This window comes from Priestia sp. 179-F W1.4 NHS, assembly GCF_045369295.1.
Taxonomy (GTDB): domain Bacteria; phylum Bacillota; class Bacilli; order Bacillales; family Bacillaceae_H; genus Priestia; species Priestia zanthoxyli.
In genome coordinates, this window is sequence record NZ_JBIQFF010000002.1 from 1 (window position 1) to 15,075 (window position 15,075).

Here is a 15,075-nt window from a genome sequence, read left to right on the forward strand (position 1 = left end):
GACAGGCTTTGCAATCTAACCTGATGCCTTGCTATCAGCACTTTCAATACACGCCCTTATAGGCGCACCAACTCTTCACCCAGAATGCCAAATTCTTTTTGTAACATCTCCTTTGAAGAAAGAGCGAGTTCTTTGATGGTGTGAATGCCTAACCGTTGTAAGCGCCTTTCCGTAGCAGACGAAATTCCCCAGAAATCCTTCATCGGATGAATGGACCACAGTTTAAAGGGAATATCCTCATATCGCCAATACGCAACTCCTGTTGGGCTATTCTTAGCCTCATGATCTAAGCTCACTTTTGCCAGTAAGAGATTGGGACCGATGCCTGCGGTAGCTGTCAGCCGTGTCTTACGGTAAATCTCGTTGATGATTTTATGAGCTAATTCTTCTGGTGTTTTAGCGAATAAATGCAAAGAAGCTGTCGCATCAATAAACAACTCATCAATGCTGTACGCATGAAAATCTTCAGGAGCCACATACTGTAACACCAAACTAGAAATATAGTTCGAAGCTTTGATATACCTCTCCATAGATGGATTCACGACATGGATATCTTTTCTTTTAGGAATGTCGAAAAGACGACTTCCTGTTTTGATTCCTTTTTTCTTTAATAAAGGTGTGGCAGCTAACACAACCGATCCAGACCGTTTGATATCTCCTACCACCGCAAGCTTTGCTTTCAGCGGATCTAACCCCCGTATGACAGAAGAAACTGAAGCAAAAAATGCTTTCATGTCGATGCATATAATGACTCTGTTTGGTAGCTGGGCATAATCCATTGAAAGAACTCCTTAGATAAAGAACGTTTGTTCTCTATTATATACGAACAAACGTTCTTTATTCAATGGAAATTCTAAATTTTTCCCGATTATTGTTATCACTTGCATAGAATTTATTGTTACATTAACAGAAGTAACTACTACATAACGTAATAGTAAGAGTTCAAAAAGACTAAACCCTAAAGGGGGATAAATGTTGAAAAAAGAATATTTTGTGCAATATTCAGACCAAAGTATAATTGATAGTTTTGGCTTTCCAGAAGATAAATTTGTATCTATTACTGTAGGGATTAGGGACATTAATCATGATTTGATCATCTCTTTAGTTCGAAAAATGTTTGGTTTGCCTGTTTTTTTTGTTTTAGACTCAATGCTCTGTGGACATGGAAAAGAAACATTGATTAAAAATAAAATTCCTTTTTATGAGCATTCATTAGATGGTGCTATTATTAAAGTTGATTCTGAAGAAAAATTGAGCTATGTTAGTGGATTAGCAGAAGAATTAGTTAATAATGGGCTGAGTATATTCATTTTCTACGGAGAAGGTATTGTAGAGCAGGATTTAATTCCTTCGAAACAATGGAATAAACCTATAGAATTTAAAAATGTCGATATAGATAAAGTCGATACATTTGTGGATGTGGAAGAGGTTGGATTTACGATATTCAGTAAGAGTGATCTATTTAAATCACCTGGAAAATTCCAAAATTATATACCTCGTAGCTACTCACTTGATATTAATAGCAGCAATATTTAACATTTCTAAATTAAAAGAAGGAGGGTTCGTAGTCAATGAAGTATAACAATAATAAGAGAATACTAAAAATGTTAGCTATCATCCTTCTTTCTATAGATCTATTCCTTTATCTTTTAGCACTAAAGAGCCTATACGTTTTCTCTTCAAGGGTTTCAATATATCTTTTGATTTTTGTCCTCCACTTTATCTATTTATACATAGTCCTTATAACTGTTAGCAAAACAAAAGAGTCTAAAGTTTTTTGGGGAGTAATTGGGCCGTTTTTGATTGTACCTATAGCAATCGTTGGGTGGTTCACGTTCTTTTATACTAATAAAGTTGACTATTATGATCTAAGTTCGCCTAAGAATACCCAAAAACTTATTATTGGTTATTATAATTGGAGTCTTGGAGAAACTAACCATTACTATGATTTTTATAAACAAACGGAATTCCCTTTGGTGAAAAAACGAATAAACCAAGAACCTCTTCATGTCATGACACGAAATACGGATATGAGCGATTTAAATGTTTTAGGAGCTCATGATGCACAATGGGGAAATGAACAAACAGTAACTTTTACATCTCCATATCTAAATAAGGAAGTAACCTTGAATTTAAAGTAAGTACTTTTTTCTACTTAAACAACAGAGTTGAGAAAAAGCCTGTATCTAAGGAGATTCAGGCTTTTTATTTTCTAGTTTAGTTACCATAAGTTTGATTATCGGAACCAAAAAACTTTTTTTTGATTTTAAGGTGAATATTCACTAAAAAAATATGTGAATATGCAAAAACTAATATAAACTCTGTCTAGGTAGTATTATAGACAGAGTTTATAAATTTAACATGGACACTGAGAAAAAGATTAATTGGAGGAAAATCAATACATGAATCAATGGAACCAGAATTGTTATTCAAAAAAGAAAGTAAGAGGCTTAGGAAGAAGGCTTCGTACTTTTTCAAAATATCTTAATGAACAAATTGATTCTCTACCTGTACAGAATAATAAAGATCCAAATTATAAAGGATATACCTCTCTTCATATTCCTTTTAGTATGTTTTTTACCCATTCAAAGAATGTTCCAATTAACGTAAAAAGATATTTTGTACAGAAGATTGTTAATAAAATACAATATCTTCTTGACATACGAACGGAAACGCAAAAGGAATATCGCATATTTTTTAGCTTTAATTCATTTGATTTGGACGATTCTGTTGTGCTAATTTTATTTACTAAAAAAGGGATGGATAGCTTCTATGAAGGTTTTTTTAGTACAGAGATAGATGAAACACCGTTTATACGTTTACACCAAACTCAAAATCTTGAAAATAAGTGGAAGATAAACATACCTGAAGGATTAAGCGTTAAAGGCTATAAACCGATTGATGCTGAATATGAATATGAGAACTGCGACGAAATATGGTTTATCGGAAGGTTAAGTGAAATTATAAAAAGCATAGAAAATAAATACACTATAATACATAAAAGCAGGTGGAAAGGATTTTCATACCTATATTAGTTTTATTAATTGGTTTGTATCTATTAATCTCAGGAATTTTAATAGTTGTAAAAGATAAAAACACAAAAGGAAAGACTAAGAAAACTTTAGCTTTTTTAGCAGTAGCATCGGATATAGTAACGGATCCGGTCTCTTCTTCAGGGTTCCGTATTATGCTTGGTGCTGTTTTATTAGTAGCTGGATTGGTTCTATTATAAAAAATATCTATTGGAAACTAATTATATTTTAAAAAGGTTCATACCTATAATAGGTATGAATTTTTTTATTATTTACATGGCACCCTTATTTTGGCACTATAAATTTCATTTTTACGTTTACTCTGTAAAGATTTCTCTTATTCTGCAAAAAAACGTTCGTAAAAGTTATTGAATTCAAGTGCACGTTCGCAATTTGTTTTTTGACTTAAACGAACAATAAAAATGATAGATTTATTACATAAAAGAAAAGTCCGTAAATGTATACTTTTACGGTCGGTACGTGCAATTTTCTTCAAAAATTATAGAGGTAAAGTCAAGAGTTTTATTTGTAACTTTTTAACGATGTTTGAATAAAAAGTAAATTACTCCTTCTGCTCATTTGTAAAAATAGAACATTTCCCTCTACAATTATTGATAATTTTCAAATTGCAGAATATAATAATAACAAGAGTTTACCACAGGAAACTTTTTAGCGTACGGTAAATAAGCGTTTAATCATTTAAAATGATTCCCTCATCATGAATAAAAAGAGTGAGAGGTAGCCTGGAACTATCTCTCACTCTTTTTATCATTATTTTACTTGTAGCTCAGCAATCATATCTTCTAGACGCTCTTTCTGTGCTTGAAGCTCTTCCATAGAAGGTTGATAAGATGATATAGTTTGTTGTCCACCATATGCCTGTTTAGGTTGAACCAAACGTTGTAATTGCCCACCGTTTTGTTCATATAAACGGTAGCCTACTGCGCCTACCACTGTTCCTGATACAAATCCCATTAGAAAATCGCGATTAATCATTATAAAACTCCCCCATAATCTTAAGTTTTTTATATCAATTCATACAAAAGGTATGAATGAATATCTTACGTAATTGTAGATAGCTTTTGTGATTGCACTTTCTGCTTTTCATGTAACAATTCCAATACATTCACAATCCATGTAATCATTGCTACATATAGCATATTTGAGGGCCCTAGAGATAACATCGTAACAATTCCAGTTAAAATATCTGGGTGCCTCATTTTATTGCTCGTACCGTGGGATAAGACCGTATAGCCTGTCGCAACTACTGCTCCATATACGAGTGCATCTGGTTTATAAAAAGATGCTTTTCGAATACCTGCCAGTAGAAGTAATCCCCCAGAAAACAATGTACGTAGCCAATCATTTCGTGTGGCAGGATCCATTTGAATCATAATATCATCTAATGGATCTAAACGCGTTTGCTGAAAAAAGATAGATACATAACGAAAAATGGTATTGCGAGAAAGTTGTGAAACATCATAGTAAATAAGCATGGTTTGAATAGTCGGTTCTATTCTCACACTCGTTATACCTTTTAAAGCAGAAAACATATGCTCTATTTCCACATGATTTTTCTTATCTCTCAATGCTGGGATATGAAATCGAATACGACCTGGTATATCATGCAGAACGTAGAATTTGGGATTCATTGGTTTCCCTCCCTAGCCATAAAATTCTTGCACTATTTATTACTACACCAATAGTGGCCGCATTATGAATAGCTGCTCCCACAATTGGAGAGAAGATACCTAAAGCACCAAATAAAATTGCAATACCATTAATAGCAAACGTGGCAATGAAGTTTTGTTTAATAATGTTCATGGTCTTTTTAGATAGTCCAACTAACTCAGAAAGCATTTCTGGGTTATCGGATGTAATAATAACATCACTGGCTTCTGAAGCAATGTCTGTTCGTTTAGCACCCATAGTTACACCTACATGAGCATGAGCTAAAGCTGGTGCATCGTTGATGCCGTCACCTACCATCATGACAGCTCCCGTTCTTCCATACTTCTTCACATAAAAGGCTTTATCATCTGGCAGAGCCTCTGCATGATACCAATTCAGTTTTAAGCGACGCGCCATCTCTCTTGCAACCGTTCTCTTGTCTCCAGTAAGCATAATGATGTCGTTGATACCTTGATGTCGAAGATTATTCACTGCGCGGTGCATACCAGAACGTATTTTGTCAAAAATGCTAACTACTCCTACGAGTGTTTGATCATAGGCTACATAAATTACATTTTCATCGTTTTGCATGTGTTGAAGTAAGTTGGTTGTTTTAATCTTTAATTCATTCATAAAACGTAAACTTCCAACCACAACTCTTTTACCATTTAGCCAAATGGAAATTCCTTTTCCTACCGTTGTTTCTACCTGAGCATTATTGTCTCTAATAGGAATTAAAATGTTCCAATCTTTTGCTTGCTTCATAATTGCATCAGCAATAGGATGGGTAGAATTTTTCTCAGCTGCTGCAGCTAAACGAATGACATCTTCTTGATTAAAACCTTCAGCAGCAATTACTTGCTGAACCACAGGCGTGCCTTCTGTAATAGTTCCGGTCTTATCAAGAATAACTGTATTTAGTTTAGACATCTTTTCAATATGATCACTGCCTTTAACAATAGCCCCTTCTTTTGCAGCACGTCCAATGGATGCGTATAAAGCTGTGGCTGTTGATAATTTGATTCCACAAATGAAATCAATAACTAACATACTCATCGCTCTATTAAGGTTTCGCGTGAAGAAAAACGTAACTAGTGCCAAACCAAAAGAGAAAGGCACCATTTTTTCAGCTACTCTATCAGCTATATTTTGAATAGGAGCGCGTTTATCTTGTGCTTCCTCCAACAGTTTTACAATTTTAGAGAGAGATGTATCTTCTCCTACTTTTTCAACTGTTACAGTAACATGTCCACTCTGCAAAACACTTCCAGCGTACACATTATCTCCACCACTTATCTCTCTTGGCATATACTCCCCAGTAATGGAAGCTTCATCTGCTGTACCATTACCCTCTATTATGATTCCATCCACAGGAATTTTTTCTCCCGTAAAAACGACAACCTTATCACCAACTTGAATATCCTCGACTAAAACCTTTTCTTCAACGCCCTTTTCCTTTACTCTCCAGGCATATGAGACATCTAATTTTAGGACGGAGTGAATATAATATTTGGTTTGTTCAGACGTATAGTCTGTTAATAGCTCGCTAATAGTAGACATCAAAGTAATAATTAAAGCCGATCCTGGATTCTTCATATACAAAGAAGCGAATATAGAAGCAGCTGTTAATGTATTAGCATTCCCTTTTCGTTCTTTTAGGACATGAATAACACCATCTTTAATTACATCATAGGAAGTACTGATAGCAGTAAAGGTGCTAACCCAATAGGAAAGTGCTTTTACTATAGCAGGATACGAAGAACGTTGAAGGTACCAGTTAACTAAAAAAATAGTTCCACAAGCTATGATAGGTATAGCCTTTTTCCATGAACATGCTGCTTTCTTGAGTGTATGTTTGTATTTATGGATGAACGATTTGAGACTGTATAAAGAAAGAGTAATATGATGATAAATGAGTAGACTTCCGGTTACTTGATTATAGCTTGCAGAATATACCCCTGGAAAAGAGCGTAACCAAGTTTCAATGTAGTTTGTATCTAGCTGTTTAGGTATATAAAATCGGGTTCTTCCAGGGAGAGAATGAGCTACCTTTACCCCTAACATCATCACCTATTCTTTTCCCCCTTATACTTAATGATGTTGTATGACCAATAAAGTAAGCTTGCAGAGAAAGCAGGCGCACTTCCAAACGTCTGAATTCCTTTTCCTAATAAAAATAGAACAAATAAACTATCGAAGTCAGCAAAGCCATTAGTTTGCTTTTTAATCCCTTTATCTATAAATCCAAGTGTGTTAGTCATGCCATTCATCAATGTAGCATCTTTGTTTAAAATGGCGTTAGCTGCTATTTGTACGATATAACTCATCAGTTCATCTAGCTCTTCCTGGTTAATATGAGGTACAACAAATTGAAGCAGCAAACTTCCGGTTAGTTCTGAAGCTTCCGATGTTAAAATAAGAGGATGTTTTTTGAGTTCTTCCGTTAGAGCATGTGCAATGATATGGTGCTTCCAACTGTCACATTGTATACGCAGTCGACCCGGCATCGCATGCACTACTTTTATTTTTTGATCACGGAATTGAGACATAATTTTTGGAGCAATAAAAGAAGCTCCTAAACCAATTACAGTAGGAAGCATGCTCATCCCTCCCTTTCCTTAAGCTCTATATTCTTCTTGATATATTTGTTCAATAAGTCGAAACCACTCTTCAATTTCTTTGTTATTTGTCATGTGGGAAGCTTTATATGTAATAAGTAAACTCCCGGTATCTGGTGTAAATACTGCGTCATAGACAAGGGGTTGAGATTTCAAATTTAAAATAATTAATTCAACTAGCTTACTATTATCTTTCCAAATAGTTGAACGAAGTCTAATTCTTCCTGGAATGAAATGTACAAGATTAATCTGTAACTTATTTAATTTCTTCTCTGCAAATTTCATTAATACTTTCTCTTTGATACTCATTAATATCTAAATACCACCAATCATTTTTCTTTATTTTACCAACTTATATATTTTATAACAATATGATTATTAAAATACTGTAAATTTTATTACATACAAATAAGTAATAAAATTTACAGTATTTTAGGATGATAATAGATATGTTTTTTATATAGATGCTTAAAGTTTCTTTATTTGTTAGGTTAGATACTTTTGAGTACAATGGTGTCTAAAAAACTATGTACTTCTAGACCACCCGCATTCGAGAAAACTTAATATTAGCAAAACAAAAAGCAACCTCGCTATTGGCAAGCGAGGTTGCTTTCATATAAGGGGTCGTTCAAACGTATCCGAGAATGAACAACCTAACTATAACATGTTTTTAATATTCATACTATTTTCGATGTGCTCTACATATGTATAAAAGGTGCACTTTTTATACATTGTTTTCCTTGATTTGCTCAATAGAATGCCTATTCTATCAACGATGTATAAAAAGCTGCATAACTCATAATTGAGACCTCTTTCGAACCCTTACTCCCATAAGGGTTCTCTTTTTGCGTGGGTTCCGTTAAGAGTGTTTATGTTAACTAAACGCTTATAAGGTATACAGTTATAAAACAGAAAAAACTGCCATCGGTGAAGGCAGTTTTTCTGTTCTTGTTTAATGGTTGTTCTCTATTAAATATAACGATGCTTTTTGGATAAAACGAGAGCAGAGGTACCAATCATTACCACACCCATGATGGCTGGAGTAGTGTGACTAACTATTGAATACAGCTGACCACCAATGATAGGTCCACTAAATCGGGCTAGAGATTGAATACTCTGAGCTCCCCCTAGTATTTGACCTTGTTCACTGTCACTAACAGATTTTGAAAGCATCCCGTTAAATGATGGCCCAAAGATTGAATCACCAAGTCCGAAGAAAACCATCCCAGCAATAAAGACTAGATAAAAGGCTGTAAGGGCTGAAATCGCAATAAGGATAAAACCAATAATTTGACTTATCATGCCTAATAGAGCAATTTTTTTATCCGTCAAAGATTTGAGTAGTCGTGGCATAATAAGTGCTTGGGAAAAGATATCTAGTAGACCTATTATAGAAAATGTCAGACCAATAAATAGAGGCTGCCACGCAAATGTATCTATTGAAAACTGAGAGAAGATCGCTTGTAATGATCCATTAGGAATCCAAATTAGAAACCCGGCAATTAGCAACCATTTAACAGAGTGAAAGGAAAAAACCTTTGATAATTGTATAAATGGATTAAGATGTCTAGCAGAGATACTGGGAGAGCGTCTGGACTTCTCAAGACTCTCAGGCATAAAAAAATAGCCATATATGGCATTAAGTAATGTAATAACCGTACCAGCATACATAGGAACACTGTTTCCAAAAGTCGCAAGTGCACCTCCAATGATAGGGCCCAAAGCAGTGCCCACCCCAACAACAGCACTAATCCAACCAAAGTACTTAGTGCGTTCATTTTGAGGGGTGATATCTGCAAAGTAAGCAAAAATTGCTGAAATTTCGCCACCTGTTGAACCTTCAATGATACGACCAAGGAAGAGAATCCAAAGTGCACCTCCAAGTCCAAAGATACAATAACCAAGGGAAGAACCGATTAGACTAATAATTAATACTGGACGACGACCATATCTATCGCTTAACGCACCTAAGACTGGTGCAGCCAAAAAGACAGAAAGAGCGTATATAGACGTAAGTAATGTTACTGCAGTAGCCTGACTACTAGGACTACTAGTATAAGTCCTTACTAAAAAAGGTAAAACAGGGCTAACTATAGTCAATCCAAGACCCGCTAAGAAGACCGTGATAAGCCCAAACGTTAGGGCATGTTTATTTATTGAAGTATCCATGATCGTTCTCCTTTAAAGTTATTGTTAACAAGGAAACAATAACAAGTTTATCTCTTAATTGTTTCCTTGTCAACAATAAATCGACGTAAAAAAACACCACTTACTCAGTGATATTTTTCAGATGATGTCTATATCGACCAATGAAACGAAAAATAGTATCAAATTCTTCATTGGTCATGTGCTTAAATACTTCTTTATCACGTTCAAGAAAAGATTGGTGTAATTCTTGATGGATAGCATTTATTTTTTGTCCATTAGTTGTTAATCGAAAATAGATCTCCTTTTTGTTTTCGGCACTTTGATAACTCTCAATCATATTTTTAGCTATAAGCTTCTTGGTGAGCTTGCTTATAGCACCTCTAGTCATGTAGCTTACAGCTGCAAGTTTTGTTACATTTGCATTTGGAATTAAAGCAATATTTTCGATTAATTCTATTTCACTCAACTTATAGTCCTTTAAAGCTATTTCTACTTCAGGTTTATTCCGCCAGATTATCTCATTACACAAATCCATAAGCTCACTCATTAACTGTTGTCTTTTATCCATACTAACTCCTCCCTAATTTGTATACAGTATAACGAGTTTTTGTTTCTTTCACAACGAAATAAAGCACTATAATACTTATTGAGAATACGTAACAAGGATCAATATTAATAAGAAGTAAATAATTACGCTTTTTATCATAACTAATCTATCTCCTACTTTTCTTTCAAGAAATTGATTTGTTTATATTATCCTAACAGAAAAATAGTGAAACATTTAATCTTACAATACATTTAACTAGATATTTTCAAGTAGAAATACAAAAATACTGCATTTTATTTATAAAAGTAAATAGATAAACTTACTTATAAAAATCTTATTTGTATTATTTACACTAACCGACGACAAATATGAACTTTTTATACAATATAAAATATACAACAAATAGGTCATAGTGACAGGTAGAACTTCAGCAAAAAGCTTAGCCAAGAGTATCTTTTTTAAAGAAAGTTTATTGAAAAAACCTAGAGGATCCGAATGTAGAACTTTCTATTTCTTGTCCATTCCATATCCATCGATTCATTGTGTGGCTACTTTTATTTAGATATACGTTATTGCTAATCTCATTATATTTATTTGAGTAATGAAGATTGGCTAGAAGTAAGTTAGACTTTACTGAAACCATAATGTTATCATTGATGATGTTATGGGTCGCGTGATATTGCATTAATAATTGTCCACCATCCATTTTTATGGTATCGTTCCCATATAAGATATTTTGTGCAATCGAAGTATTCATTGTTCCCCCACGCTTTTGATCATATCCCCCAATTGAGATTCCTGTAAAACGATTCTCATAAATCATGTTTCCTATAACTTGAATGTTGCTAGTTTTTTTACCTTGGTGTTCACTAGCGATTTCTATTCCTAAATCGTTATGACTTGAAATATTATGTTCAATAACAACATCCTTTCCTCCATCTACATAGATTCCCCCAGCAGAATATTCATGTCTGTAGGCTTGGTTGGAATAACTGCTTACGTTGTAAATAGAGTTTTCACTGATAACTCCTTCACGAGCTTGATCAAATTTTTGATTAGGAGCTATCTTTTCGAAGCCGATTATATCAATTCCTATATTATCAACGTTACGAATCGTATTCGCACGGACTACAAATTTTTTAACATTCCCGTTTAGAGTCAGCGCTTCACTAAAACCTAAAGTTAGGTTTTCAAGTAAATTTCCCGATATTTCAATATTGTTTAATGAACGTGGCGCTTCGGATCCATAAAAAGCTATTCCATGTGCATTTCCTTTTTTATGTGCGGTCTTAATATCAAAAATATGATTGTTAATAATCCGAAGACCTTTTCCCCTTCCCTCCACTAAAATACCGCATGGTGTACTTTGTTCTTTCAAAGTAGAAAAATGTCCTATATTTAGACCTTGAATTGTAATATAGCTCTTGTTTTTTATGGTAACTAGCCCTCCATCTGAAGAACCACTCTTTATTTTCTTTCCACTAATAATTGGCCTTTCATTTTTATAATTTCTGAAGATAATGGGATGCTGTTTATTACCCGAACGACCAATCACTAACTTTTCGTGATAAACACCACCTCGAATATTAACAGTCGTCCCAGGTTTAGCTACTTTACCTGCTTTTTTCAAAGTTTTAAAGGGGCTGTTTTTAGTACCTGCATTTTCATCACTTCCTGCAGGAGAAACGTAGATTTCATGATGTATAGGCTCTACTGAAGGTTGATCAGCAGCCTCAACCCGTTGATTTATACAACATAGGAAAAGAAGAAGAATACTACCTGCTATTTTCATAAGATACTCCTTAATATTCATGAATTTCACTTACAAGACCTTTCAATTATACTATCGCTTCGTTGATAAGTGTGTAGAACACCGCACTATGTCTTATTATTTTCTTAAACTACAATCATTTTTACATTTAAAATGGAAAGTGCTAAAGTAATGCTAGAGTAATGTAGTAAATCTGTTAAAACTGGAACATGTAAACCAATAAATGTTATAAGCTGAAAGGAATACTAATGATGGATGTAAAAAAGTCTAGGTGACTTGCTCTTTCTCAATAGAAGGAATAAGTCGCCTATTTGTATTTCGTTTATACATTCACTGTAATTAAAAAGCTAATACCCCTACTTCTTATAAACCACTATTATATCTTCCTATCTTTAGGTAAATTATTAAAAATATAGTCATTAAATATAATTTTCATAACAATTTTCACTTAATAAGATTTTTATAAATTATTCATTAATCAAATTAAACATTGAATTTATATCATTTAAAGAAGTAAATACCGAAACTATATTATTAAAATTATGGTTTTATCATTTACTCTTAATGAAAAGTTTTATTGATAACAGTATTGACTCGTAAACATTTGGATATAAAATAAGAGGGACAATTGATTCGTTAATTTAAAAAAAATAATGAGGATTTCTAACTGTACAATAAGTTAACCTACTAAAAACAAGCAGGTTATCTAAAAAGGATTTAAAATTCAAAGTATCTATTCTATAAACTGAACTAATAAACGCACCTAAATAAGCCAATTTAGGCGTTATTGATTTTACTTGAGAAAAATACATTAAGTTCATTCGTGAGTTGTTATGGATACGGAAAAATTAGAAAACAGAATGGGAGAATGGCGCATGGAGATACTTTCAGCTATTTTAGTTGGAATTTTAGCATTAGAACATTTATTCATTATGATTCTTGAAATGTTTTTTATTCATTCGAAGGTAGCAAAACGAGCATTCCAGTTGCCTAAGCACTTGGAAGGAGATCGGAATGTAGCTATTATGTTTGCAAATCAAGGATTATATAATGGATTTTTAGCCGCAGGGCTCGTTTGGGGGCTCATACTCGGATTTAATTCAGTTGGTTATATGATTCAGTTGTTTTTCATAATTTGTGTGGTGATAGCAGCTATTTACGGTGGTTTTACATCTAACAAGTCAATTATTATAAAACAGGGACTTCCAGCTATTTTAGCACTGATTACTCTTTTGTTTGTTATATAGAATTTCAGTTTTTCAATAACATCGAACGTTTAGACATATGCTCCTTTAGCATATTATCTGTAGTCTACTTGACCTTGAAAATTTTGTCCAACTAGATGTAACCTATCCCCAAGCTTTATTTCCAGTTATAGATTTTTTAAAAAGGTACCTCCTTCTCCAATGTCATTAGAACGAGGTACCTTTTGCTCTTTGTTTTAACAATGTAGGTCGCCTGAATCAATTACCTTAACAAACTAAGTATATCAAGGTGAATATTACCTTTTATCTATTCGATCGGAAGTAAAGTATCAACCACAATACTGTTTACAGCATTGATATACGCAAATGCACTTGCTTTCATAACATCCGTATCTGTTGCCTTGGCTATATACTTTTCGCCTTTGTATTCCACTTGAATCTTTACTTTTCCTAATGCTTCCTTACCTCTTGATACACTGCTAATACTATATTCAATCAATCTAATATCTAAATCACTAATTTCTGTAATAGCAGAATACAAAGCATCAATTGGGCCAGAACCGACGGCACTACTTTTCAATATTTGATCACCCTTTTTAATTTTCACACTTGCAGACGGGAAATTTGTATTACTAATCACTTGCAAGTCGATTAGTTCATAAAAATGATGACTATAGTGCATTATATCCTGATTATGAACATCATTTTTCGCATAATAATTCTCAACGATGACATATAAGTCATGATTATATACTTCTTTTTTCGCATCTGCCAATGCAAGGAAAGCGTCAAATATCCCTTCAAATTGTGTTTTAGTCATCTCATTAAAGCCTAATGATTCAAGGGCATTTTTCACCGCATGACGTCCAGAACGGGCAGTTAAAACAAGTTCCATATCATCTAAACCAATTTCAATTGGGCTAATGATTTCGTAAGCATCTCTTGCTTTTAATAGGCCGTCTTGATGTATACCTGAAGAATGAGCAAAGGCATTATCTCCTGTAATGGCTTTATTTACTTGTACATCAAGTCCCATTAAACTACTTACTAACCTAGATGTATTCATGATTTCTTTCGTATTAATATTTGTGTATGCATTATAAACTGATGAGCGCGTATTAATTGCCATCACGACCTCTTCTAGTGCAGCATTACCTGCACGCTCACCAATGCCATTTATCGTACACTCGACTTTATCTGCTCCATTTTTAATTGCAGCTAACGTATTCGCAGTTGCCATACCAAGATCATTATGACAATGGACACTTAAAAGCACTTTATCATTCAAATTTTTCAAGCGATTATTTATTTTAAAGATTAGTTCACCAAACTCTTCTGGCTCGGCATAGCCGACTGTATCGGGCACATTAATAATGGTAGCTCCTGCCTTTACAACAGCTTCAATCGTTGCCCATAAATATTCAAAATCGGAGCGAGATGCATCCTCCGTTGAATATTGTACTTCTGGTAGAAGTGTTTTTGCATATTTTACTGCATCAACACCAAGATCTAAAATTTGACTTTTCGATTTCCCAAACTTCTTTTCCACGTGAATGTCTGAAGCGCCTAAAACTATATGAATTAAAGGTTTTTTAGCGTATTTCACACTATTATAAACAGCTTCAATATCAGCCTTTACTGCTCTTGCTAACGCTGTAATGATCGTTTCGTCTGTATTTCCTATTTTCATAGCAATTTCTTTCACAGCATTAAAATCACCAGCTGAAGACGAAGGAAAACCAGCTTCGATAATATCGACTTTCAGTTTCTTTAGTTGCTGTGCTACTTCTAGTTTTTCATACAGGTTCAGCTTAGCCCCCGGAACTTGCTCGCCATCTCTTAAAGTCGTATCAAACATCCAAATTTTTCTCGTCATTTCAGAAACACTCCTTTGTCATATTAATGTATAAAAAAAAGCCCCGTCTCTATAAAAACATAGAGACGAGGCGTTGCTCGCGGTACCACTCTAATTGATTAATCATTACATAATTAACCCACTCATTTTCGGCAGCTATCACCACCTATCTTCATAACGGTAGAAAACCGACATCCCCTACTTATAATATTCAGAGAGTAGCTCTTG

13 protein-coding genes, 1 pseudogene and 1 other annotated feature (1 of these 15 only partly in view) are annotated in these 15,075 nt (G+C 33.9%); of the genes and pseudogenes, 4 read left to right on the forward strand and 10 right to left on the reverse strand.

Annotated features, from left to right (window positions below; all coding sequences use genetic code 11):
• Nucleotides 1–68: 68 nt before the first annotated feature.
• Nucleotides 69–779, reverse strand: a pseudogene (locus ACH0CI_RS10490) (Y-family DNA polymerase); the annotation flags it as partial.
• A 193-nt stretch (nt 780–972) separates the two neighbouring features.
• Here ACH0CI_RS10490 and ACH0CI_RS10495 point away from each other — a divergent pair.
• From ACH0CI_RS10495 to ACH0CI_RS10505, 3 genes are all read left to right on the forward strand, one after another.
• Nucleotides 973–1,536, forward strand: coding sequence for a hypothetical protein (locus ACH0CI_RS10495; protein ID WP_406901384.1), 564 nt, complete (start codon nt 973–975; stop codon nt 1,534–1,536).
• A 35-nt stretch (nt 1,537–1,571) separates the two neighbouring features.
• Nucleotides 1,572–2,141 (forward strand): hypothetical protein, encoded by a 570-nt coding sequence (locus tag ACH0CI_RS10500; protein ID WP_406901385.1) that lies wholly within the window; start codon nt 1,572–1,574, stop codon nt 2,139–2,141.
• Between the two features lie 261 nt (nt 2,142–2,402).
• Complete coding sequence (locus tag ACH0CI_RS10505; RefSeq protein ID WP_406901386.1) at nt 2,403–3,035, forward strand: DUF3916 domain-containing protein; 633 nt, start codon at nt 2,403–2,405, stop codon at nt 3,033–3,035.
• A 768-nt stretch (nt 3,036–3,803) separates the two neighbouring features.
• On the opposite strand, the gene ACH0CI_RS10510 is transcribed toward ACH0CI_RS10505, so the two are convergent.
• The 8 genes from ACH0CI_RS10510 to ACH0CI_RS10545 form a co-directional block, all read right to left on the reverse strand.
• Complete coding sequence (locus ACH0CI_RS10510; protein ID WP_011106165.1) at nt 3,804–4,028, reverse strand: hypothetical protein; 225 nt, start codon at nt 4,026–4,028, stop codon at nt 3,804–3,806.
• Nucleotides 4,029–4,093: 65 nt separating this feature from the next.
• Complete coding sequence (locus tag ACH0CI_RS10515) at nt 4,094–4,684, reverse strand: HMA2 domain-containing protein (protein WP_048021443.1); 591 nt, start codon at nt 4,682–4,684, stop codon at nt 4,094–4,096.
• Nucleotides 4,656–6,770 (reverse strand): heavy metal translocating P-type ATPase, encoded by a 2,115-nt coding sequence (locus tag ACH0CI_RS10520; RefSeq protein WP_406901763.1) that lies wholly within the window; start codon nt 6,768–6,770, stop codon nt 4,656–4,658. The genes ACH0CI_RS10515 and ACH0CI_RS10520 overlap by 29 nt, the downstream gene beginning before the upstream one ends.
• The gene (locus tag ACH0CI_RS10525) at nt 6,770–7,303 is read right to left on the reverse strand and encodes an HMA2 domain-containing protein (protein WP_406901387.1); all 534 of its coding nucleotides are present in this window, start codon (nt 7,301–7,303) and stop codon (nt 6,770–6,772) included. The genes ACH0CI_RS10520 and ACH0CI_RS10525 overlap by 1 nt, the downstream gene beginning before the upstream one ends.
• Before the next feature lie 18 nt (nt 7,304–7,321).
• Nucleotides 7,322–7,606 carry an HMA2 domain-containing protein gene (locus ACH0CI_RS10530; protein WP_048021449.1) on the reverse strand — a complete coding sequence of 95 codons (285 nt, stop codon included), beginning with the start codon at nt 7,604–7,606 and terminating at the stop codon, nt 7,322–7,324.
• A 684-nt stretch (nt 7,607–8,290) separates the two neighbouring features.
• On the reverse strand, nt 8,291–9,490 hold the full coding sequence (locus ACH0CI_RS10535; protein ID WP_243494482.1) for an MFS transporter: 1,200 nt from the start codon (nt 9,488–9,490) through the stop codon (nt 8,291–8,293).
• 100 nt (nt 9,491–9,590) lie between these two features.
• Nucleotides 9,591–10,037, reverse strand: coding sequence for a MarR family transcriptional regulator (locus ACH0CI_RS10540; protein WP_406901388.1), 447 nt, complete (start codon nt 10,035–10,037; stop codon nt 9,591–9,593).
• A 448-nt stretch (nt 10,038–10,485) separates the two neighbouring features.
• Complete coding sequence (locus tag ACH0CI_RS10545; RefSeq protein WP_406901389.1) at nt 10,486–11,808, reverse strand: right-handed parallel beta-helix repeat-containing protein; 1,323 nt, start codon at nt 11,806–11,808, stop codon at nt 10,486–10,488.
• An 854-nt stretch (nt 11,809–12,662) separates the two neighbouring features.
• Between ACH0CI_RS10545 and ACH0CI_RS10550 the strand changes: the two genes are divergently transcribed.
• Nucleotides 12,663–13,034: a DUF1304 domain-containing protein gene (locus ACH0CI_RS10550; protein ID WP_406901390.1), complete on the forward strand. Its 372-nt coding sequence runs from the start codon at nt 12,663–12,665 to the stop codon at nt 13,032–13,034.
• Between the two features lie 265 nt (nt 13,035–13,299).
• Here the strand turns inward: ACH0CI_RS10550 and ACH0CI_RS10555 are convergent, their stop codons facing one another.
• A complete protein-coding gene (locus tag ACH0CI_RS10555) occupies nt 13,300–14,868 on the reverse strand; it encodes a 2-isopropylmalate synthase (RefSeq protein WP_335707358.1) in 1,569 nt (522 codons plus the stop codon).
• A gap of 58 nt (nt 14,869–14,926) precedes the next feature.
• Nucleotides 14,927–15,075 (reverse strand) — a binding site (T-box leader); it runs 95 nt beyond the window's last position.